This is a genomic window from Tuberibacillus sp. Marseille-P3662, assembly GCF_900178005.1.
In the GTDB taxonomy this organism is placed as follows: domain Bacteria; phylum Bacillota; class Bacilli; order Bacillales; family Sporolactobacillaceae; genus Marseille-P3662.
This window is the reverse complement of the sequence record NZ_FXBS01000006.1, coordinates 749,148-770,106: the sequence shown is the minus strand read 5'-3', so window position 1 is coordinate 770,106 and position 20,959 is coordinate 749,148. Positions and strand designations below refer to the sequence as shown.

The 20,959-nt window shown below is 41.0% G+C and carries 25 protein-coding genes and 1 pseudogene; 4 read left to right on the top strand and 22 right to left on the bottom strand.

What is annotated here, in order from left to right; all coding sequences use genetic code 11:
* Positions 1 to 3: 3 nt before the first annotated feature.
* From der to B9Y89_RS12350, 17 genes are all read right to left on the bottom strand, one after another.
* Positions 4 to 1,320, bottom strand: a complete 1,317-nt coding sequence (gene der / locus B9Y89_RS12430; RefSeq protein ID WP_085523536.1) for a ribosome biogenesis GTPase Der — start codon at positions 1,318 to 1,320, stop codon at positions 4 to 6.
* Positions 1,321 to 1,417: 97 nt separating this feature from the next.
* Entirely contained in the window at positions 1,418 to 2,026 is a 609-nt protein-coding gene (locus B9Y89_RS12425; RefSeq protein ID WP_085523535.1) for a YphA family membrane protein, read from the bottom strand.
* 85 nt (positions 2,027 to 2,111) lie between these two features.
* Entirely contained in the window at positions 2,112 to 3,254 is a 1,143-nt protein-coding gene (gene rpsA / locus B9Y89_RS12420; protein ID WP_085523534.1) for a 30S ribosomal protein S1, read from the bottom strand.
* A gap of 133 nt (positions 3,255 to 3,387) precedes the next feature.
* Positions 3,388 to 3,978, bottom strand: coding sequence for a lysophospholipid acyltransferase family protein (locus tag B9Y89_RS12415; protein ID WP_085523533.1), 591 nt, complete (start codon positions 3,976 to 3,978; stop codon positions 3,388 to 3,390).
* A gap of 4 nt (positions 3,979 to 3,982) precedes the next feature.
* Entirely contained in the window at positions 3,983 to 4,657 is a 675-nt protein-coding gene (cmk, locus tag B9Y89_RS12410; RefSeq protein WP_085523532.1) for a (d)CMP kinase, read from the bottom strand.
* An 89-nt stretch (positions 4,658 to 4,746) separates the two neighbouring features.
* On the bottom strand, positions 4,747 to 4,953 hold the full coding sequence (locus B9Y89_RS12405) for a DUF5359 family protein (RefSeq protein ID WP_085523531.1): 207 nt from the start codon (positions 4,951 to 4,953) through the stop codon (positions 4,747 to 4,749).
* A gap of 46 nt (positions 4,954 to 4,999) precedes the next feature.
* On the bottom strand, positions 5,000 to 5,653 hold the full coding sequence (locus B9Y89_RS12400; RefSeq protein ID WP_085523530.1) for a flagellar brake protein: 654 nt from the start codon (positions 5,651 to 5,653) through the stop codon (positions 5,000 to 5,002).
* 90 nt (positions 5,654 to 5,743) lie between these two features.
* A complete protein-coding gene (gene ypeB, locus B9Y89_RS12395; protein WP_085523529.1) occupies positions 5,744 to 7,060 on the bottom strand; it encodes a germination protein YpeB in 1,317 nt (438 codons plus the stop codon).
* 15 nt (positions 7,061 to 7,075) lie between these two features.
* Positions 7,076 to 8,041: a spore cortex-lytic enzyme gene (gene sleB / locus B9Y89_RS12390; protein ID WP_441351485.1), complete on the bottom strand. Its 966-nt coding sequence runs from the start codon at positions 8,039 to 8,041 to the stop codon at positions 7,076 to 7,078.
* Positions 8,042 to 8,160: 119 nt separating this feature from the next.
* Positions 8,161 to 8,841 (bottom strand): glutamic-type intramembrane protease PrsW, encoded by a 681-nt coding sequence (gene prsW, locus B9Y89_RS12385; protein WP_085523527.1) that lies wholly within the window; start codon positions 8,839 to 8,841, stop codon positions 8,161 to 8,163.
* Positions 8,842 to 8,963: 122 nt separating this feature from the next.
* Complete coding sequence (locus B9Y89_RS12380; RefSeq protein ID WP_085523526.1) at positions 8,964 to 9,935, bottom strand: asparaginase; 972 nt, start codon at positions 9,933 to 9,935, stop codon at positions 8,964 to 8,966.
* Positions 9,935 to 10,942, bottom strand: a complete 1,008-nt coding sequence (locus B9Y89_RS12375) for a YpdA family putative bacillithiol disulfide reductase (RefSeq protein WP_085523525.1) — start codon at positions 10,940 to 10,942, stop codon at positions 9,935 to 9,937. The genes B9Y89_RS12380 and B9Y89_RS12375 overlap by 1 nt, the downstream gene beginning before the upstream one ends.
* A gap of 105 nt (positions 10,943 to 11,047) precedes the next feature.
* Complete coding sequence (locus B9Y89_RS12370) at positions 11,048 to 12,319, bottom strand: Glu/Leu/Phe/Val family dehydrogenase (RefSeq protein WP_085523524.1); 1,272 nt, start codon at positions 12,317 to 12,319, stop codon at positions 11,048 to 11,050.
* Positions 12,320 to 12,488: 169 nt separating this feature from the next.
* Entirely contained in the window at positions 12,489 to 13,415 is a 927-nt protein-coding gene (locus tag B9Y89_RS12365; protein WP_085523523.1) for a D-alanine--D-alanine ligase, read from the bottom strand.
* Positions 13,416 to 13,628: 213 nt separating this feature from the next.
* Complete coding sequence (locus B9Y89_RS12360) at positions 13,629 to 14,207, bottom strand: genetic competence negative regulator (protein ID WP_085523522.1); 579 nt, start codon at positions 14,205 to 14,207, stop codon at positions 13,629 to 13,631.
* 81 nt (positions 14,208 to 14,288) lie between these two features.
* Positions 14,289 to 15,068: a metallophosphoesterase gene (locus tag B9Y89_RS12355; protein ID WP_085523521.1), complete on the bottom strand. Its 780-nt coding sequence runs from the start codon at positions 15,066 to 15,068 to the stop codon at positions 14,289 to 14,291.
* A gap of 5 nt (positions 15,069 to 15,073) precedes the next feature.
* Entirely contained in the window at positions 15,074 to 15,457 is a 384-nt protein-coding gene (locus B9Y89_RS12350; RefSeq protein ID WP_085523520.1) for a hypothetical protein, read from the bottom strand.
* A gap of 145 nt (positions 15,458 to 15,602) precedes the next feature.
* Between B9Y89_RS12350 and B9Y89_RS12345 the strand changes: the two genes are divergently transcribed.
* Genes B9Y89_RS12345 through B9Y89_RS12335 form a run of 3 tightly spaced genes read left to right on the top strand, consistent with a single transcriptional unit; the run spans position 15,603 to position 16,698 of the window.
* The gene (locus B9Y89_RS12345) at positions 15,603 to 15,830 is read left to right on the top strand and encodes a spore coat associated protein CotJA (protein WP_085523519.1); all 228 of its coding nucleotides are present in this window, start codon (positions 15,603 to 15,605) and stop codon (positions 15,828 to 15,830) included.
* A gap of 6 nt (positions 15,831 to 15,836) precedes the next feature.
* On the top strand, positions 15,837 to 16,100 hold the full coding sequence (locus tag B9Y89_RS12340) for a spore coat protein CotJB (RefSeq protein ID WP_441351484.1): 264 nt from the start codon (positions 15,837 to 15,839) through the stop codon (positions 16,098 to 16,100).
* Between the two features lie 28 nt (positions 16,101 to 16,128).
* Positions 16,129 to 16,698 carry a manganese catalase family protein gene (locus tag B9Y89_RS12335; protein WP_085523518.1) on the top strand — a complete coding sequence of 190 codons (570 nt, stop codon included), beginning with the start codon at positions 16,129 to 16,131 and terminating at the stop codon, positions 16,696 to 16,698.
* A 35-nt stretch (positions 16,699 to 16,733) separates the two neighbouring features.
* On the opposite strand, the gene B9Y89_RS12330 is transcribed toward B9Y89_RS12335, so the two are convergent.
* The 5 genes from B9Y89_RS12330 to B9Y89_RS12310 all read right to left on the bottom strand — a co-directional run bounded on the left by B9Y89_RS12330 (position 16,734) and on the right by B9Y89_RS12310 (position 20,723).
* The gene (locus tag B9Y89_RS12330; RefSeq protein WP_085523517.1) at positions 16,734 to 17,183 is read right to left on the bottom strand and encodes a DUF2663 family protein; all 450 of its coding nucleotides are present in this window, start codon (positions 17,181 to 17,183) and stop codon (positions 16,734 to 16,736) included.
* Positions 17,184 to 17,381: 198 nt separating this feature from the next.
* The gene (locus B9Y89_RS12325) at positions 17,382 to 17,600 is read right to left on the bottom strand and encodes a hypothetical protein (RefSeq protein WP_085523516.1); all 219 of its coding nucleotides are present in this window, start codon (positions 17,598 to 17,600) and stop codon (positions 17,382 to 17,384) included.
* Positions 17,590 to 18,189, bottom strand: a complete 600-nt coding sequence (locus B9Y89_RS12320) for a CPBP family intramembrane glutamic endopeptidase (RefSeq protein ID WP_085523515.1) — start codon at positions 18,187 to 18,189, stop codon at positions 17,590 to 17,592. Before B9Y89_RS12320 ends, B9Y89_RS12325 begins: the two co-directional genes overlap by 11 nt.
* 3 nt (positions 18,190 to 18,192) lie before the next feature.
* The gene (locus B9Y89_RS12315) at positions 18,193 to 19,686 is read right to left on the bottom strand and encodes a RecQ family ATP-dependent DNA helicase (RefSeq protein ID WP_085523514.1); all 1,494 of its coding nucleotides are present in this window, start codon (positions 19,684 to 19,686) and stop codon (positions 18,193 to 18,195) included.
* A complete protein-coding gene (locus B9Y89_RS12310) occupies positions 19,683 to 20,723 on the bottom strand; it encodes a YpbB family protein (RefSeq protein ID WP_085523513.1) in 1,041 nt (346 codons plus the stop codon). The genes B9Y89_RS12315 and B9Y89_RS12310 overlap by 4 nt, the downstream gene beginning before the upstream one ends.
* Positions 20,724 to 20,817: 94 nt before the next feature.
* Here B9Y89_RS12310 and B9Y89_RS19660 point away from each other — a divergent pair.
* Positions 20,818 to 20,922 (top strand): annotated as a pseudogene (locus B9Y89_RS19660) (ferredoxin); the annotation flags it as partial.
* Between the last annotated feature and the right edge of the window lie 37 nt (positions 20,923 to 20,959).

Below are 20,959 nucleotides of genomic sequence, written 5' to 3'. Positions count from 1 at the left end.
CCCTTAATCGTCGCTCCGTTTCCGTGTGAAAATTTTAATCGGTGTGCCGGCAAAACCAAACGTTTCTCTAATTTTATTCTCAAGATACCTTTCATACGAGAAATGCATGATTTCAGGATCATTGACGAAGAAAACAAACGACGGTGGTTTAACTCCCACTTGTGTCGCATAATAAATTTTAAGCCGTCTCCCTTTAGATGTTGGCGGCGGTGACATAGCCACAGCATCCATAACAATATCATTCAAAACACTGGTTTGAACCCGCATACTATGATTCTCATCAACAGTGTTAATGACAGGAATCAGTTGATGCAGCTTTGACTTTGTTTTAGCAGATACAAATACAATCGGCGCATAACTAAGAAATTGGAATTCGTCACGAATCTTCTGCCGGAACTCATCCATCGTTTTATCATTTTTCTTAACGGCATCCCACTTATTAACAACAATAATCACACCGCGTCCTGCTTGATGAGCGTAACCCGCAATCTTTTTATCCTGTTCAATAATACCTTCTTCCCCATCAATGAGCGTTAAAACCACATCAGAGTTTTCAATCGCTCGCTGCGCACGTAATACGCTGTATTTTTCAGTCTTTTCATAGACTTTCCCTCGTTTACGCATCCCAGCTGTATCAATAATGACGTAATCCTGGCCATGATTCGTGAAGGAGGTATCAATTGCATCCCTTGTCGTACCAGGAATATCACTTACGATGACTCTATCTTCTCCCAATATGGCATTCACAAGCGATGATTTCCCAACATTCGGCCGACCAATTAATGAAAACTTCTTAACGGTTTCATCGTAATCAGCACCAAGACCTTCATCAAAATGATGAATAACCTCGTCCAACAAATCTCCCAAACCTGTCCCATGCTCACCAGACATAGGGTGTGGCTCCCCTAAACCTAATGAATAAAATTCGTATAATTGGACGGTTCGGCTGGGATGATCAATTTTGTTGACACCTAGCACAACGGGTTTATCAGACCGGTACAACATTTGAGCCACTTCCTCATCGGCCGAGGTTAAACCATCCATACCATCCACAACGAAAACAATGACATCGGCTTCATCAATAGCGAGGTTGGCTTGTGCTCTCATTTGCTCAAGTAACGGTTCATTCCCAACTTCGATGCCACCCGTATCAATAATGTTAAATGTATGATTTAACCATTCTCCCGTTCCATAAATGCGATCGCGCGTCACACCAGGTGTATCTTCAACAATAGCAATCCGCTCACCGATAACCCGGTTAAAAATGGTCGACTTTCCAACATTAGGTCGACCAACGACGGCAACAACAGGTTTTGACATATCACAGACATCCTTTCATCAACCACTTATGTAAAAAAACAAATTATTTCTGTTGTTAAGGCTTTCTTATCTTAACAAAAATCATAACCCCGTACAATTAAAATTTTGACTGTTTGTTCATATCCGATTGCACGCGACTAGCCATATAATAATGCCATTGTTTTGTCAGATTACCGATCGTATGTCCCGCTACAACTAAAACTAGGACCATCGCCATTTGGTTAAGGAATCCTGCATGACCTACGGTATGGTCAAAGCGATAAAAGACAACCACCCGAAGAAACTCACCCATACACTGGCCCATAATCAATGAGGCACATCTCATGCGGTGATCTTTAACTAATAGACAAATAATAAGAAACAAACCGATCGCCAAAGCCCAATCGTCAAACAACAAAAAAATAGCTGGATCATATAAAACATAGATATAGTATAAGACGTATAGGAGCATTAAACTAAAAATGATAAACACATAGTAGAGTGTTAACCGCATCTTCTTAGGTCGAAATAAATACAATCCAACAAAGAGGAACAACAAATATGTGACGTTAATATCCAAAGTTGGTATCGATACGGAAAAAGTCGCACAACTAATGCTCGCTAATAAAAAAATTACAACATAATCCCGCGTTCTGTTCTTTTTAGCTAAAAACGTAAAATAGACCCATAAAGACCACATAGCCCAATAAAAAATAGTTAGCGGCAATCGACTCACCTCACTAACCATTATAGGTTGGCGGATCCCGGTGTAAACATATAAAAAGGTGCGGCATTAAAACCGCACCTCTACCTTATTTCAATTTTTTCAGCTGATCACCAATCACATCACCGAGTGAGAAGCCATTGTTATCTTCATCCTCATATTGGATCGCTGGTTGTTCATTGGCTGATTGGTCTTCCAATTCCCTAATGCTCAGTGACACACGCTTTTCGCTAGCGTTAACATCTAAGACTTTAACTTTAACATTTTCACCTTCTTCAAGAACTTCATCAGGAGTTCCAATGTGTCGATTGGAAATCTCTGATATATGAACCAACCCTTCAACACCTGGGATTAGCTCAACAAAAGCGCCGAACGGAACAAGGCGTTTCACTGTTCCTTCAACTACGTCACCAACATCCAATTGTTCCGCTGCCCGTTCCCATGGACCCGGTTGAGTGGCTTTAACTGATAGAGAAATGCGCTCGTTATCACGATCAACGGATAACACCTTAACTTTGACAGATGCACCTTCTTGAACGACATCTGAAGGATGTTCAACATGTTGATGGGCCAACTGAGAAATATGAACCAACCCATCAACACCACCAATATCAACAAAAGCACCGAAGTCAGTTAGTCGTTGAACGGTCCCTTCATACACCCGACCGGATTCTATACGACCTAGAATATCCTCTTTCTCTTTATTGGCTTCCTCATCCTGTACAGCCCTATGTGATAAAATTACTTTCCGGTTTTCACGGTCTAATTCAATAATTTTAACATCTAAGGTTGCCCCTTTATATTCGGAAAAATCCTCGACATATTGACGGTCAACCAAAGATGCTGGAATAAAACCGCGCACACCTAAATCAGCAACTAAACCACCTTTAACAACATCGGCAACTTCAACGGAAATCGTTTCGTGATGGTCATATTTATCTTCAAGGTTGTCCCAAGCTTTGTCAGCATCGACTTCCTTTTTAGATAAAACCAGCTCTTCATCAGTGACTTTTATGACTTTCAGTTGAAGTTCATCATCCTGATGGACGACATCTTCCATTTTTTCGACATGCAAACTTGATAGTTCGCTGATCGGTAAAATCCCTTCAACTTTATAACCGGCGTCAACTAACGCATGTTTGTCTTCAACTTTTGTGATGGTTCCGGTTACAACATCCCCTTCTGAACGGGATTCAAATGTCGTCATTTCGTTATTCATTTCTTCAACCATTGACAGTGACCTCCTTTAATTGAGCAAAAACAACACTAATATAAATTGTCTCCTTTTAACTTCTAACAAATGTAAGCGTTTGTCAAGCGGAATACACTAAAAACCTTTCGAGCGGTGTCTTAGTAATTATTTTTCACTCTGTCTGAGTAATTAATAATTGGATATGTTCCATAATAACTTGTACCGCTTCCTTTGGCTTAGCTTTTTGTTCCCTCATGTTTGAAAAATCAATTGTCGGGCCGAATTTTAAACGAACCTCATGACCAAACTTGTAATTTCCAATTACAGCACACGGAACAACTTGAGCTTGCGTTCGTAAAGCAAAATAGCCGGCACCCGTTTGGGCTGTTCCAAGCGATCTATCATCGCTCTTATTCCGATTGCCTTCTGGGAACATGAGGAGCGCCCGACCTTCATTCAAAACTTCTACGGATTTTCGAATCGCCTGCCGATCACCTTTACCCCGCTTAATGGGAAAAGCATTCAGCGAGGTAATCAGCCTGTTAAACCCGGGTACCTTAAATAATTCTTCCTTCGCCATAAAACTTAATTCTCTTTTTCGTAAAAAAGAAGCGATTAATGGCGGATCAAGATTACTAATGTGGTTACTACAGACGAGCAGACTTCCATTATCCGGAATATGCTCCTCACCGGTTACACTGATCCGGTACAACGTATTAAAATAATTTCTGGCTACCCATTGCCCAAAAGAGTAAAGTTTCAATGCATTATACCCTTTCTTTTATGACTTCAAGAATTCGAAGAATGACATCATTTATACTAAGCGAGGTCGTATCAATTTCAACGGCATCTTCAGCCTTGATTAACGGAGAAACTTCACGTTCACTGTCAAGCTTGTCTCTCTGGCGAATATCCGCTTTTAATTGTTCCAGAGATGTTTGCAGGCCACCCGCTAACTGCTCTTGATAACGACGCTCAGCTCGCTCATTCACTGAAGCAATTAAGTAAATTTTAACTTCAGCATTAGGAAGGACATGGGATCCGATATCCCGGCCGTCCATAATAATGCCACCGCCGGCAGCCATTTCTCTTTGGCGATCAGCCATCACTTGACGGATGGCTGGGTATTGAGCAACAAGTGACACATGGTTCGTTACACTCTGTGAACGAATCTCTTTAGTCACGTCTTCCCCGTTTAGCAATACGGTCTGTCTCCCCTGCTTAACGGGTTCCAGTGTTATTTCAGAAGCATCTAATAGTTCCGACAAACGTTCTCCGTTATGTAAATCCGTATGGGTTTTTAAAGCGTGATAGGCAAGTGCTCTATACATGGCACCTGTATCGATATAAATGTATTCCAGCTGTCCAGCAACTTGTTTTGCCACTGTGCTTTTTCCAGCAGCCGCTGGCCCATCAATAGCAACCTGTAGCCTTTGATTCATTGGAAAATTCAACGCCTTTTTCAGAAAAAAGTTAGAACACTTTTAACAAGTGCAAAATAAAAAGCAGGAGGATACCTGCTCTCTCCATTCTATTTATTTATATCATACCACATGATAGGCGCTTCTTCCATCGTTTTCACTGCTTTTGTCTGTTTTTCTCCAATAACGCCTTCATATCGGACAGCTTTATTAATATAAGGAGCCATTTGCTCCTGTGTCACCAACAATTGACCAATCATTAATATGACAAATTGAATGCAAACGAGCCTTAAAATCCATTTCTCTATTTGTTTCATCCAAAATGCTCCTTCTACAATCATTTATACTGCGTTGAGACGCACATCATTTCATTTGCCGATAATACCGTTCCCGATCAAAGCAAAATTGGATAATTTTTTGTTGATCACTCGGTGATACATTCAAAAAATGAATTGATGCTTTCTGGTGATTTGTACGGTCATCACAAAAAAGTCGTTTGATTTCGCCATTTGCTTTAACATAAGATGGATTACCATTATTTAGCCGCAGAACACACCAACAAACAACCTTGTCACCTTGGTAAAGTTCATGACCAGCAGGTAAGATAGCGGCGAGTCCACCTCCGCTTATATCCGTACTAATGGTCGTGAATGGCTGTTTCTCTTGATAGGCTGGATGAACGGCTACATCCACAGCCGCATCGACCCGAACAAAATCCCGTCTTTGCACCTTCTGAATGCGCGCTTGATCTGGAACTTTTAACAGCATTAACGGCAGATTTGTCTGATAGTCTTTACCAGTGACTTCAGTTATAAACTTGTATATTTGTCCATCAGCATAATAATACGCCTGTAACATGGTGCCATCATGAAGGACAGATGTTTTTTGAGTGGTTTGATTTAATGGGAATTGTATATGTAAGTGGTCATGCTTGTAGTCGACAATCTTGCTCGTATATTGATATGTCATTTGATTATCTGTTAATTCCAGTTCAATTTTCCCCCCGATTTTAAACATAAATTGACCCCCTAGTATTTCCTTTCATTATCTTAATTATGGCATTTTTATAAAAAAAGAGAAACCCCCTTTTGAGGGCTTCTCTTTCCTTTACTTTTTCAAGAGTTCAACTTTTTCCTCTTGGCCATTGTTCGCGTTGATAAAAATCCGGTAAGTGTCTTGTTTTTTAGTGACTAGAAATTCATAGCAAGGTACGAAATCACCTGATTCATTCTGGAAAATGGCATGATGTGTTTCCTGAACTTTCACCTTACCGTTTAATTGTTTTAATGCTTTTTTCTTCGACAACTTAAATGACTTATCTTTAACGTTAAGATCTTTATTAGCGAGATAATCTGTTGCATCAAAGGCGAGGACATGACCGTTATCAAGCGCCACTTTTAGGCGGATTGATGCTGGATACAGTCGCTTATCTTTTTTCGATTTAACGAACGTTAACACGCCATGATTATTATATTGATCACTTTTGACTAGCTGCATATTCTCATATCCAAATTGTTTTAAGTATGCTTTTGCCTTTTGAGAAGCTTGATATAGACTAAGATTTGCGTTCTTGATATCCCGATTTTTCATAAATGAAACGATATGACCGCCTTTTTGCGTCATCGTAACATCAAAGGATGTTCCTTTTCCGGCAGCATCCATATTGATGTAATAGGCCTTGTAGTCAGAACCTTTCCCTGAACGCTGCACTGCTACATTACTGACATCTGTAACTTTTAAATATTTCTTCGCTTTTTTCACTGCTTCATCTTTAGACATTTCTTCACCATCTAGTTTATTGAGAGCCCCGGCATCATCAAAACTTGCCCTATCCATTTCTGGTCCCCAGTCATTCTCGAACTTAGCGACTTTTTGATCAACAGACTGAATATCGCTAACCAGTTGATTATCTTGTTGCTGATCATTGGTTTTCCCAGCTTGCATCCATTTCAAATTATTGTTGACGACATCTGATTGCACTTTACGTAAAGACTTTTCAACTTGATCTGATTGCGAATACAATTTCTCTAAAGTCTGATACTCTTTATCTGATAAAGTGGTTTTTCCTTGGTCTTTAATCGCATTTTGGTAACTGAATTGTCCAATGTTTGATAGGAATTCTTCCGTATCATTAAAAGACGTGATGGTTGAAGGCAATTGCCCAACGTTACTGTGAGCCATGGCTGTCAAACGCCAAACATCCGCTAAAGCTGGATCTACGGACTGACGTGAATTCATGGCCAAAGTTGATCCTATCCTGTCATGGATTTTATCCACATAGTAAGTGAGTTCATGATAAGCCCCTTGATAGTTACTTTCTGTCATATTCTTAATATTTTCTTTTTGTTGATGTTGCTGATACCCCCAGTAACCTGACCCGGCTAGGCCAACGACAAGGATGCCGATAATAATATTCTTTACCATAAATTTTCACCTCCATTACTTAGCAAAAATGTGTTTACCGATTTTGCCGATTTGCGTCCGTGACCAAATCCAATCGCTTGTAGCTGTATTGGGATTAAAATAGTAAATCGCCCCATGTGATGGATCCCAACCATTCAAGGCATCCATTACCGCTTCCTTAGCTTGTTGATTCGGGGTCAGATAGATTTGACCATCTGCAACGGCAGTAAACGCACCTGGTTTAAAAATAACCCCTGAAACAGTATCGGGAAATTTGGCACTGTCAATGCGATTCAAAATAACAGCAGCGACGGCAACTTGACCTCTGTAAGATTCACCTCGTGACTCACCGTAGACCGCATTTGACATTAACTTGACATCATTTTGCGTAAAACCTTCAGGCAGATTGTTAATCGTTATTTTCTGATCTTTTTGATCTTGTTGCTGCTGGCGATTAGCTTGATTGTTTGTTTGTTGCTTTTTTGGCTGTTGTTGTTGCTTTTGTTGTTTGTTTTGATTATTGTTAGGGGCAGGTTGTTTAGCTTGATTATTCTGTTTTTGCCCCTTACCTTGATTCGCATCTTTTTTCCCATCACCATCATAGGATTCATCAGTCTGCTTTTTCAGTGGAACATCACCATAATAAGTAAACTCGTTGCCATTCCGGACGTTATTCAACACCCAATCTTTGTTGTACTGGCTTTTCGACACGAGTTTCTGCTTAGTCTTAGTCCCAGCAAGGCCATCCACTTTAATTCCAAAATCCTTTTGAAAGTTACGAAGAGCCCAATAGGTACCCCATCCAAAAATACCGTCTATATCACCTTTGTAAAAGCCAATATATTGAAGCCGGGCTTGTAATTCGATCACGTCTAATCCTGTCGAGCCCTTTTGGATGACTTGAGGGGAAAATGCCTGCGCTTTTTGCGGCTGGCTATTATAAATCGGAATTATTAACAGCGCTAGGACAAATATCAGACCCATCCGACGTAAGTTCTTCATCATCCATCCTCCCTATGAGTTGGTTAACTTATGTATGTGTAGTTTCTGTCAATGTTGTATTTTTATACTTATAGATCTCTTAAACATAAAAAAAACGACCCAATAAGGTCGTTACGTTTTTAGGATTTTTGTTTGGAAGCAGGAACCGTACGCATCCAATCTTGCTGGTGAAGATGAGATAACTTCACTTTCTTTAAGGCACTCCACCACAAATAAACCATAAATGGAATAAGAACATACAACCAAGCTTTTTGAGCCGATAACATAAAATCATAAAATCCGTGTAGAAGAGCGGCGGACATTAAGGCATAAAAAAGAAACGTTTTCTTTTTTGTGGAAAATTTTGCTTTACCAATATAATACCCCATCGAAACGCCAAACAAAGCATGACTTGAGACAGGCAGTAACGCTCGATACAGAGCATAATCGATACCATAAGCATATAAGTAAAAAAAGTTTTCAACCGTTGCAAAACCTAAAGAGACGGCTGTCGCATAGACAATACCATCATAACGTTCGTTAAAAACAGAATGATGGTAGGCACTATATATGACAACAAACCATTTCACAAATTCTTCTAATAACCCATTGACTACAAAAGACTGAGCAAGGGTACCTTGCCAGACACTTTCTGTTTCAAAGGCAAACTGAATCATCATCACCGGAAACACAAGTAATGCACCGTATATAAATGTTTTTAAAACCATGCCTACAGGTTCGCTCTCGTATTGATCTCTTAAATAAAAATAACATAAAAGAGCAAGTCCTGGTGCAAGTGCCGCTGATATGACCGATAACATTCTTGTCACTCCACTACTTGTGTTATTCCTATTATTAATTATAACAAGAAATATCACATTGGGCGATTATGTTTTAAGCGCAATTAAAACGACCTCCCAAATTTTTATGGGAGGTTCCTGATTTAATAAAACATCTCTTCTAAATTTTGATGATTGGAGGCTAAAGCAACAGCTAACTTAATACGTGCTTTTTTAGAATCGTAATCTTTCCCAAGAATAGCGCCTTGATTTTGCAGATCAAACGTACTGCCCTTATAGTCATAGGTTGTGTATACAGCACCTTCCTCAGAACTCGTCGTTATGACAATATTAATCCCGTCGGCTACTGCCTGTTCTATTTCTGGCATCATGACCGGGGGTACTTGCCCGCGTCCAACGCCTTCTAATACGATGCCGGCAACACCGCTTTCTCTTGCTGCTTTGATGAATTTCCCATCGGCATTTAAGTAACATTTAATGATATCAATTTCAGGGAGTTGATTTGTCAATTCATACGTTTCCCTTTTTATCGGTTTTTGGAAAATCTCAACAACATCGTTATCAATGATCCCTAAATAACCGAACCCAAAGGCATTGAAGCCTTGGATATTTGAGGCATGCTCTTTTTTGACGTATTTCGCAGCAAAGATGCGTTCATTAAAGCAAACGACGGTGCCCGCATCATGAAGTTCCTTACTGCAGGCGACATAAACCGCATGCCTGATGTTAATAAAAGCGTCACTTCCCAGCCTGCCCGGTGGACGTTGGGAACCCGTTACAACCACTGGGCGTGAATCAGCAATCGTTAAATCTAAAAAGTAAGCAGTTTCTTCCAGGGTATCCGTCCCATGGGTGACAACCACACCCTCAACAGATGGATCTTTTAAATGGCCTTCTATGCTCTCTTTTAATTCCGCCAAATGTTGAAAAGTGATATGCATGCTCGGCACTTGAAAGACAGAATCAATTTCGATATTTATATCATTAGGTAAATTACAAATAGATGCAAGCTCTTCACCTGTCATCGCACCCGAGGATAATTTTCCTGAGTCTTGGTTCGTTTTACTCGCAATGGTACCACCCGTCGTGATTAAGACCACTTTACCCATTGACATCACCTATCATCATTTATTTTTCCATCTCGTTTGGCGATTTCTTTAGCGATGGCGTTCCCATGAAAACGTCCGTTCTCAATAAAAATTTCATTGGCATTATTGCCCGCGGCAATAACACCGGCAATAAAAATACCAGAAATATTGGATTCCATTGTTGCCCCATTAAAGGTCGGACGCCCTGTTTCGTCTTCAATATCAATGCCCATATCCTGTAAAAAAGAATGATCAGGATGATACCCCGTCATCGCAAAGACAAAATCGTTATCTAGACATACAACCTCCCCTGCCTTCGTTTGATAAGTCACAGTATGAGGCTTGATTTCAATCACGTTAGCATCAAAGATCATATTAATATACCCATTCTTAACCAATGAATGAAACTGTGGTAAAATCCACGGCTTGACACTCTCAGAGTATTCCGATCCCCGATAGATGACAGTCACTCTGGCACCTGCCTTGTTCAATTCCATGGCCGTATCCACTGATGAATTTTTTCCACCAATGACAACAACATCGCTATCAAAGAACGGATGAGGTTCCTTAAAATAGTGGTACACTTTTGGCAACTCTTCACCGGGGATATTCATAAAATTAGGATGATCATAATACCCCGTAGCGATCACGACGTAGCGTGCTTCATACCTTTGCTGAAGCTGGTCACGGTCTGATGTCACAACCGTATAGGCGCCCTCGCTGTTGTTACGCACTTGAGTCACTTCTTCAAAGGAATGAATCCTGATATGCTTCCTTTTGACAACTTCACGATAGTAGGACAAAGCTTGGTTGCGACGGGGTTTATGTTCCTCAATAACAAACGGCATGTCGCCGATTTCAAGTTTATCACTCGAACTAAAAAAAGTTTGGTGTGTCGGATATCGATAAATGGTTTGGACAATATTCCCTTTTTCGATAACTAACGGCCTGTAACCTTGTTCTTGCAAACGGATAGCGGTCTGCAGACCGCATGGACCGGCACCGACTATAATAACATCTTCTCGCTCTACCATCACCGACAACTCCTATTGTTTAACATTTACAGTAATTATTGTATCAACAAAAAACTTCCCCTATAAATCATAGGGGAAGCGTTAAATGGTTGCAAGTCATCCGTGCTATACCCAGCCGCGGAATCGGGAGGCTTCGGCCATTTTCCGCACGCCGACCATATACGCGGATAAACGCATATTAATTTTACGGTTCTTGGACGTATTATAAACATTTTCAAAGGAATTGACGAGAACATCTTCTAAACGTTTTTCGACTTCTTCTTCCGTCCAATAGTAACCTTGATTATTCTGTACCCATTCGAAGTAAGAGACGGTAACACCGCCGGAACTGGCAAGCACATCTGGGACAAGCAGAATATCTCGATTCGTTAAAATTTCTGTCGCCTTAAGCGTGGTTGGACCATTAGCTGCTTCGACCACGATACTCGCCTTCACTTTGGACGCATTCTGCTCCGTGATTTGATTCTCAATCGCTGCCGGAACAAGGATATCACAATCAAGCTCAAGAAGCCCTTGGTTACTTATCGTGTTCTTAAACAGTTTTGTGACGGTTCCAAAACTGTCACGCCGGTCGAGCAAATAATCAATGTCCAAACCTTCGGGATCATGCAAAGCACCATAAGCATCCGAAATACCGACGATTTTCGCTCCTGCATCGTGCATGAATTTAGCGAGAAAGCTTCCGGCGTTACCGAAACCTTGGACAACCACTCTCGCACCTTTAATATCGATATTCTTTCTCTTGGCAGCTTCGCGAATACAGATAGTGACACCCTTGGCCGTTGCTGATTCACGTCCGTGCGAACCTCCTAGCACCAAAGGTTTGCCGGTAATAAAACCAGGTGAGTCAAATTCACGCAACCGGCTGTATTCATCCATCATCCACGCCATGATTTGTGAATTGGTAAAGACGTCAGGGGCCGGAATATCTTTGGTCGGACCGACAATTTGACTAATCGCCCGGACATAACCACGGCTCAATTTTTCCAGTTCTCGGAACGACATTTCCCTTGGATCACAAATAATGCCACCTTTTCCCCCGCCATACGGGAGATCGACGATACCTGCTTTCAAACTCATCCATATTGACAGCGCTTTCACCTCTGTCTCTGTCACGTTTGGATGAAAGCGGACACCACCCTTTGTTGGTCCAACAGAATCATTATGCTGGGCACGGTAGCCTGTAAATATTTTTATTGAGCCATCATCCATTCGTATCGGAATCCGGACGGTTAACAAGCGCATCGGATCTTTTAATAATTCAAACACTTCTTCAGGATAACCTAATTTCTCCAATGCTTGACTAATGACTGTGCGGGTAGACTCCAATACATCAAGTTTTTCGTTTGTTTGTTCACTGTTTTCATTGGCTACCATAGTTTACCTCCCAAAACCTATCCTCAGTTGAAATTTATCTTTAAACAATGCCATTCAAGCTACGATAATTACAAATTAAATATAGAGAATCTCATTCCGATTTTCAATACGTTTGGACAAAAATTCCCGAGAATTTCATATTAATAAGTATCTTAAAGTCAATATACATTTAGACAGGTGATTGTTTGGATGTAATGGATTGCCTAATCAAATGATCAATCATCTGTTCGTATGATAATCCGATAGCTCTTGCTGCATCTGGATATAAACTTGTTGGGGTCATACCCGGAAGCGTATTAACCTCCAAAATGACAGGGAATTCATCGTTTTCAGGCCAAATAAAATCAACGCGTGAATACGTTTCACATCCCAAAATATTATGGGCCTGAACTGCCCAATCTTGAGCCACTTGCATCACAGACTCAGGAATTCTTGCCGGTACGAAATGATCACTCATCCCTGGCGCATATTTCGATTCATAATCATAGTATTGGTTTTTCGGGACAATTTCAACAACCGGCAGGGCCCGAGTTTTTTTATCCTCCTCAATTACCGAAACGGTTATCTCATTGCCACTTACAAATTCCTCCACTAACACTTGTTGATCAAACTTAAAAGCTTCATTAATTCCCTTCATAAAAGTGTCACGATCATGCGCAATGGTTAATCCGATCGTTGAACCTTCACTGTTCGGTTTGATCACAACAGGGTACCCAAGTGGAGAATCCTGTAAAGGTAAATGATCGGCCGCGATCGTCAGTCCTTTTGCTGTACGAATGGCTGCCTGCTCAAATAACACCTTCGCTCGAGCCTTGTCCATAGCTAAAGATGATGACATAATCCCGGAACCCACATAGGGGATGCCGAGAATCTCAAGCAAACCTTGAATTCGTCCATCCTCTCCATATTTTCCATGTAAGGCGATAAATACTAAGTCCACCTCTAGTGATAAAATCGACTCAAGCCGATCAGGGTGAAAATCAACTGCTGTGACTTCATATCCATTTTGTTTCAGTGCCTGAATAATGCCTTTACCTGTCGACAATGACACATCACGTTCAGATGAAGTCCCTCCGTAAATGACACCTATTTTCATGTAGATCCTCCCACTGTAATCATTGTTATCCTTCGTCCTGATACCAAAAGGTCTGATTACAGAACTGCTTATAATAATTATGCTATTAATGGTCCAAGAAAATATTCAATGATCCTGCCATTGTTCATTCGCCTTATCTATCATAACACGAATAATTTCAGTCTGTAGAACATAAATGTATAAAAGAAAACCTCACCAAATGTGAGGTCATTATTAAAAGTATTCTGTTAACCGCCGAACGGCCGAAAAGGTCAATATTGGATTGCCATATTCATTTAGGTAATGGTCGGTCATGGTTGATGGACTACCATATTCCGATAATACCGCAATCATGACATCGTACTGTTCAAGGAAATCAAGTTCCTCAAATATTAAGTAATATGTGTTGTTATACGAATATAATTGTCCGCCTGTCACTCCCATTGATAACAGCTTTTTGGACAGATCAATGACAGGCTCAATATCATCAAATCGATATAAGATATCATAACTCTCATCTAAAGTGACTTGCATTTCTATGAAGTCATTGGGTTCGTCAATAAAGTCATATTCAAGGCTCTTGGAAACAATAACCACCATTCCCTGTGCCGGTAAGGAAAAGACTTCAACTTCAATCGGGCCTTCGGCGACAAACCCTAATTCATCATCCGCTTCTAATATCATCTCTTTAAATAATTGCTGAACTTTCGGTAAGTCCTCCCAAAGATCGTCTTTCGAAATACCTCGTTCGTTAAGGTCATCAAACGTTAGAAAAATTTTGATCTTATCACCGTTTAACCGTTCCAACCGCATATAACCGTCCTCCTTACCTGTGGCATCTCTTTATATACTGTATGCTTAATATGAATGTCCTGTTCTTCTAATGACTCAATTTTACTCGTCATTTAAAGTCGAAACTAAAGTCACAAACCTTGTATCCGGCGGAGCACCAAGACGAAATGGAAGTGTTGTTGTCCCATAGCCATTGCTGATGATAAGCGGTCCAAACGGCTTTTGTTTAATCCCGCCATTTTCTCGAGGGCCCCAGCCAAATACTCGAATTTGTCCACCATGAGTATGTCCTGATATCACTAGCGCAATCTGATGATGCTCCCGAATTTTTTCCGTTATATTTGGATTATGACTGATTAACAAACGAATACCTTTTTGTGTTGAATCTAACGCTTGCTCAAGGTCATCTTCTTCATTGGTTGAGTCATCAACGGCTACGATATTCATGGCTTCGTTGTACCGTGTTATTGTTTCTGAACGGTTTCGTATTATTTTAACCCCGTGCTTTGTTAATATTTGTTCTAATTTTTGACTATACACATACACATCATGATTCCCACGAACGAAATATACAGGAACGCCGATTTTACTAAGCCGGCTTATATTTTTTTCTGTCCGTGATAATGGTACGTAGCGTTCTGTTAAATCTCCACCGATTACAACGATATCTGGTTGATGCGATGCTGCGAGCGCCAACATTTTATTGGAAATCACCCGCCGATGAACATCTGATATAAAATAAATCTTGAACCCGCAAAATGAAGCGGGCAAGTCATCAATTGTGACATGGTTATGCACAATATGATTCCAATGCGCTTCGTAAAACATAAACATGATAGATAAAATAATGACAATGAACGCAACTATAACAATAATAAGCAAAGCCTCTACCTTTCTTCACGCTGGACAGGACGCCACTGTCCCATGGATAACATTAAATGCATGATCGTAAGTCCAAGAGTTATGGCCATATAGACAGGAAATAATATCAGACATCCGATACTCGTCCCCAAAAATAACAAGAAGCGTAATGATTCATTTGATACCAAACGCTTCCCACGTTTTAATAACAAGATGTTCTTTAAATCGTATCTTAAACGATAGGAAAAAATCAAGAAAGACGCGACAATAAAGACAGCTACGCGGACGAAATCGATAGGGCTAAAAATAAAGAAAACCAAAGTATCAGACAATGTCTGGGATGTTGGTGATAATACGGCCCCCTGGTACATGCATGCAAAACCCATAAAATACCACATGACAGACGACATCATAACCCCTCCACACAACCATTCTATGTTTCCCATACACGACATTGCCCCACCAAGCAAACTAATTCTCGTGAGAATTTATTGAACATGTGACGAGCCGTTCCCTCATATACAACAAATGAGTAGCCAATAAAGGAGGGACATGATGGATAGATTCACGACCCAAAAAACTTATGAACCCTATGTCAGCCCGTTTGATCCATGTGAACCGATTCGGGTCAAAACGTACCAGACACCACCTGAGCTATATGTGGGTTTTCAGCCCCCTAACCTTGAGCAATTTTCACCGCAAGAAGCGCTCAAACGCGGAACCTTATGGCCGCTTCTATTTGGACCTTATTCAAATCCCTATGAAGATCATTGGAAGGGGTGATAATCAGTGTCACATAAGCAAATGCCTGAAGAATATTATCGTATGTTAGAGGAAATTCAAGAAGTGGACTTTGTGATCGTGGAGTTAAACCATTACTTGAACACACATCCGCAAGATCTAGAGGCCCTAAAGCAATATAATTCATATGTTAAGAAGAGCAAACAATTAAGACAACCATTTGAAGAAAAATTCGGTCCATTAGTCCAGTTCAATAGCTATTCGACTTATCCATGGGCATGGAAGGATGCACCGTGGCCTTGGCAAGTATAGAGTATTATAATGAGAGGTGGTCATACTCGTGTGGGTATACGAGAAAAAACTGCAATATCCCGTTAAAGTCAGTACATGTAATCCGACACTCGCAAAGTTTCTAATTGAACAATACGGCGGGGCTGACGGTGAATTATCTGCTGCCCTTCGTTATTTGAATCAGCGATACTCGATTCCAGATAAAGTGATCGGAGTCTTAAATGATATCGGTACTGAAGAGTTTGCCCATTTGGAAATGATCGCAACCATGGTATATAAACTTACGAAAGACGCCACAGCCGAACAAATGAAAGAAGCGGGTCTTGGTGGCCACTATGCTAACCATGATAAAGCGTTGTTTTATCACAACGCCGCGGGCAGTCCTTGGACAGCAACCTACATTCAAGCTAAAGGTGACCCTATTGCCGATTTATATGAAGACATTGCGGCCGAAGAAAAAGCACGGGCCACGTACCAATGGATTATCAATATGTCCGATGACCCGTTCTTGAATGAATCGCTTCAATTTTTACGGGAAAGAGAAATTGTGCATTCACAAAGATTCCGTGAAGCTGTAGACATATTAAAAGATGAGCGCGATCAACAGAAAATTTTTTAATTTTTATGAGATGCTTTTGCCCAGCATCTCATTTTTTATTTATGAAATAAATTGATATCATAATCCTTTTGCAGCTTCCGGCACACCTTTGTCCGATGATCCCCTTGCAGCTCCGAACCCCAAAGTTCTTCACTGCGATCGATCATTTCAGCACGTAAAGTGTTATAGTCGTCATCAGCATCATCATGCTTATCATTTAATATTTTCCAAGCAACAGAACCCACGGCAATCCCAAACAAGCCAATAACAACGAATGTATTGGCGAACAGATCTGTTAGTTGTTGTAAGTTGGTATAGGAGCCAAGCAGATGATGATATATATAATACAAAGCCAAAAAATAGATCGCCAACATCACGAAACCAAAAATATTACGGACATGTTTCAATTGTTGTTCCTTATCTTTGTTCTCCTTCAACTTAACTAACAGGTCATAGGTATAACCCGAAAGTTCACCCTTCTGCACCATTCGTCTGAACTCATCCATCAAAGTCCCTACCTCTACAACATATTTCTACGTCGCGACGCACAGGATGTGCTAGCGTCGGCGTCCGTACCAGAACGGTGCCGAGTTTAAGCCGACGTTCCTTACTTCCCTTTTAAAATGATATGGTGATCTTATCAAACCGGGGGAAGTACTTCTTGTACAATTTATGAAGGAAGCCATGAAAATAGGACAAGAATTTTAAGACTCAGTATATAAAATCCATCCGAAGATAGTGAACAACATGACAAAAAAAAGAACTAAAATGGCACGAGCAATGAAAACCCCGTCATTTTTGTGTTGCTTTTCTTGATGATCTTTTCGTTCCTTCGCAGCATTTCCTTTTTGATTGGCCTTCTTATGACGAACACGGCGCGGCGGTAGAGAATTAACATCCGAATTTGTTTTTTCAACCGTCATGATCTGTCCCCTCCTTACCCCATTTCTCTTCATGTTTTACATATAATGCTAACCCGACATTAATCGTATAATGTGCGGCGATAGGTACCCAAAGGCTATTCGTATACTGAAACAACCAACCGAGATAAAACCCTAGAAGGATAGCAACAATAATCAGTAACGGTCGCTTAATATAACGAACATGGACGAGGCCAAAACAAAAGCTTGCAACGACCAGTCCATAAGTTGTCTGCAGCAAAGCCCGGAAAAATCCTTCCTCTACAAAGGCAACGACTAACATGGCCAACCACATATGACGCATAGACAACGCGCGAATCATCCGATCATTAATACCGCCATCATCTAGCCAGTCATTAGGCAAAAACATCTCCAGAGCGATCTCTAAAACAGCAATGCCGATACTTAATAACACCCCATAGATCAGAACATCAGAGCCGTCCCATCTCCAAAAATCAAACAGATTTTCTTCAGTCGGGAATAATAACCAATAGAATAACAACCCGATAACCGCCATCAACAGCTGGGAATAATATAAAGAAGCGATTATGTCTTGATCAGTCAATTGCTTGATATCCAATTTACGCCCCATGATTTAGCCACCTGTCACTAATAGATTTTGTAATACTGTGCGCCAGTCGGGTATCTGCTGCGGTCTCACTGCGTTAGTTTCTTCTTGCATAAATACCTCGACATCCAATCCACATACATCACAGCATCCATTGATAGCCGTTTCCTTTTGCTCGCCAAAATGATGGAGGATGCTATCACGCCGGCATCCATGGCCTTTGATCCAGGCAACGACATCCTGAAGTTCTTTTTGCTTGATGTTTAAACGTTCAACCATTTGTGACTCGATTTTGTCGCGTAATTGTCCCTGATCTTGTAGATGTCCCCATTTCTGTAGTTGCGCTGCTGTAAAGCGTGCAGCTGTTTCGCTCATACCAAGTTCTAATCCATATGTCGTAATATCCGCTTCCGAGGAATTGCTCCGCTCTTGATACCAGTCAAGCAAGGCAGCCAACATGGCCCCATTCGGATATTCTGATTGAATGAGCTTACTAGGCAGATAAACATCTTCTTCTGCAAAGAGCATAATGGCCAAACTTGGCTTGCCGTCACGTCCTGCTCGACCCATTTCCTGAATATAGGTGGTGATATTTTTCGGCATGTCATAATGAATCACGAAGCGGACATTCGATTTGTTCACACCCATGCCAAACGCATTGGTGCAGCAAATCACATCCAATTGATCATTGATAAACTGCTGTTGAATCAACAAACGATCCTCCGTATCCAATCCCCCGTGATAATAAGCCGTTCTGAGCCCTGTTTTATCAGCAATCAATGCTGCTCCCCGTTCCGCCCACTCTTTGGTAGAAAAGTAAACAATCCCCGGAGTCTGTAATCGATGGGTGTATTTAATTAATCGCTGCTGCTTATCTAACACCCGTTCAAACTTATCCACTTTCATAGCAATGTTTGGACGGTCAATACTGTCTATATGTTCTCTTGTGTTCGTAAGCCCTAAGTACTGAATAATATCTTGTTTAACCCGTTCATCGGCAGTAGCCGTTAACGCCAGACATTGTGGGTCGCCCAATTCATGGCGGACGTGCAAAAGTTTCATATAATCTGGTCTGAACTCATGTCCCCACTGTGACACACAATGGGCTTCATCAACGACGAACAGGGAAACTTTAACGTTTTTTAAATGAGATAATAGTTCAGCCTGATTCAGTGCTTCCGGTGACACATATAAATAACGGAGTGATGACAACTGCTGTAAGATCCTTCGTTTATCATACAGTGTAAGAAAACTATTATAAGCAGCCACGCGTCTCTCACCCAAGGCCCGTACACCTTGAACTTGATCTTCCATAAGTGCTAGCAACGGTGACACAATAATAGTCAATCCATCGTTAAGTTTGCCAGGTAACAAATAACACATCGACTTACCACTTCCCGTCGGTAGCATCGCAAACACGTCATGACCGGTCAAGATGTCCATAATTACCGCTTCCTGTCCAGGTCGAAACGAGTCATAACCGAAATGTTGCTTAAGCGTATGCTCCATTATTGCTTTCACGATGAACCCCTTCCCTTGGCTAACACGAGCCTAATATCAAAGTAACGGTAATCATCTGGTAACTTTTCCTTAATGTCACGCAACCGCTTGGAATGCGTCATTTGCACCGTTTTTAGGATGTATTGCTGTTTATTAAGATCAACATAAACCGATATATCGAAAGATGGCCGGTTCATAGCGATCTCAACAATATGATCTTCAATCGTATTCCGCTTTAATTTACGCAGCTCTGCTATTTGATTCAACATGTATCCCTGCTCTAGCATTCGTTCGGTCTTCAAAGCGGTATAAGTCAACGCCCCAGTTTCATGTCCAGCAAGCTGATATAGATGAGGATAGTCATCCACTGATATCGTCTGTAAAATATAGTGAAGGCGATTCATCAACAGATGCTCGGCTTGCAAAGGCTCCAATTTCAGACGTTGAGCAACTTGATAAAGTGTTAACCCCGAAACACCTTTTCCTGATAACTGACGAACAATTAATTCCGCCTCGACTTCAGGGGCTGATCTTAATAATTGTTCTAGCTCATGATAAAGTGACCGTGCAACCTCCCACCGTTCAGCTCTCATATGTAGCAAATACTCCCTGACACTCTGCAGGACATCGTAATCCGTGATAACCGGCGAAAAACCGCTATGGTGATTGATTAAGTGCGAAAGTGTTTGCACCGTCAATCGTAATCGTTGCCAAAACAAACGCGCTTGCTCACGGTAACGCCAACCGTTGATATGGGGTGGGAATTGAAAAGGAGCGGCAGCTAATTGGCTTAAGCCATTATCGGTTACTATGTAACAGCCATCATCGGCCACAGAGTGGATCCATCCCTTTTGCTGAAGATCACCCACCATTTGTTCAAGCTCATGTTTTTGTAGGTCACTCCCTGTTCCAAAATAGGATTGAAGGTTAAAAATTGTGGCATCTTGGAGAGTCTGTGCTGATTTCTTCCCTTTCAATAAGTGATAGATACCATATATACTCCGTTCCCCATTAAACAGCTTCAAGAGGTGCAATAACATTTTTTGCTGATAAAGCACACACAAACACCCCGCTCCATAAGTCTATCACTATTTTATCAAAACATAGCGAACATTGTCGCTTATCCGGGAATGAATGCTATTGAAATATTGAGTTCCACAGGTTAGTGATATGATAGATGTATACAAAGGCTGTCCCACCGACTCTATTCGGGTTGCTGATGCTCCTTTTAACGGGGATCCAGACTGGTATCAATAACGGAATATCATGATCATATTCAGGAAATCTTTTATCA

Coding starts and splice junctions, on each gene's coding strand:
- der (WP_085523536.1), bottom strand. CDS start 1,320: ATGTCAAAACCTGTTGTTGCCGTCGTTGGTCGACCTAATGTTGGAAAG.
- rpsA (WP_085523534.1), bottom strand. CDS start 3,254: ATGGTTGAAGAAATGAATAACGAAATGACGACATTTGAATCCCGTTCA.
- cmk (WP_085523532.1), bottom strand. CDS start 4,657: ATGAATCAAAGGCTACAGGTTGCTATTGATGGGCCAGCGGCTGCTGGA.
- B9Y89_RS12405 (WP_085523531.1), bottom strand. CDS start 4,953: ATGAAACAAATAGAGAAATGGATTTTAAGGCTCGTTTGCATTCAATTT.
- B9Y89_RS12400 (WP_085523530.1), bottom strand. CDS start 5,653: ATGTTTAAAATCGGGGGGAAAATTGAACTGGAATTAACAGATAATCAA.
- ypeB (WP_085523529.1), bottom strand. CDS start 7,060: ATGGTAAAGAATATTATTATCGGCATCCTTGTCGTTGGCCTAGCCGGG.
- sleB (WP_441351485.1), bottom strand. CDS start 8,041: ATGAAGAACTTACGTCGGATGGGTCTGATATTTGTCCTAGCGCTGTTA.
- prsW (WP_085523527.1), bottom strand. CDS start 8,841: ATGTTATCGGTCATATCAGCGGCACTTGCACCAGGACTTGCTCTTTTA.
- B9Y89_RS12380 (WP_085523526.1), bottom strand. CDS start 9,935: ATGTCAATGGGTAAAGTGGTCTTAATCACGACGGGTGGTACCATTGCG.
- B9Y89_RS12375 (WP_085523525.1), bottom strand. CDS start 10,942: ATGGTAGAGCGAGAAGATGTTATTATAGTCGGTGCCGGTCCATGCGGT.
- B9Y89_RS12370 (WP_085523524.1), bottom strand. CDS start 12,319: ATGGTAGCCAATGAAAACAGTGAACAAACAAACGAAAAACTTGATGTA.
- B9Y89_RS12365 (WP_085523523.1), bottom strand. CDS start 13,415: ATGAAAATAGGTGTCATTTACGGAGGGACTTCATCTGAACGTGATGTG.
- B9Y89_RS12360 (WP_085523522.1), bottom strand. CDS start 14,207: ATGCGGTTGGAACGGTTAAACGGTGATAAGATCAAAATTTTTCTAACG.
- B9Y89_RS12350 (WP_085523520.1), bottom strand. CDS start 15,457: ATGTCGTCTGTCATGTGGTATTTTATGGGTTTTGCATGCATGTACCAG.
- B9Y89_RS12345 (WP_085523519.1), top strand. CDS start 15,603: ATGGATAGATTCACGACCCAAAAAACTTATGAACCCTATGTCAGCCCG.
- B9Y89_RS12330 (WP_085523517.1), bottom strand. CDS start 17,183: ATGGATGAGTTCAGACGAATGGTGCAGAAGGGTGAACTTTCGGGTTAT.
- B9Y89_RS12325 (WP_085523516.1), bottom strand. CDS start 17,600: ATGACGGTTGAAAAAACAAATTCGGATGTTAATTCTCTACCGCCGCGC.
- B9Y89_RS12320 (WP_085523515.1), bottom strand. CDS start 18,189: ATGGGGCGTAAATTGGATATCAAGCAATTGACTGATCAAGACATAATC.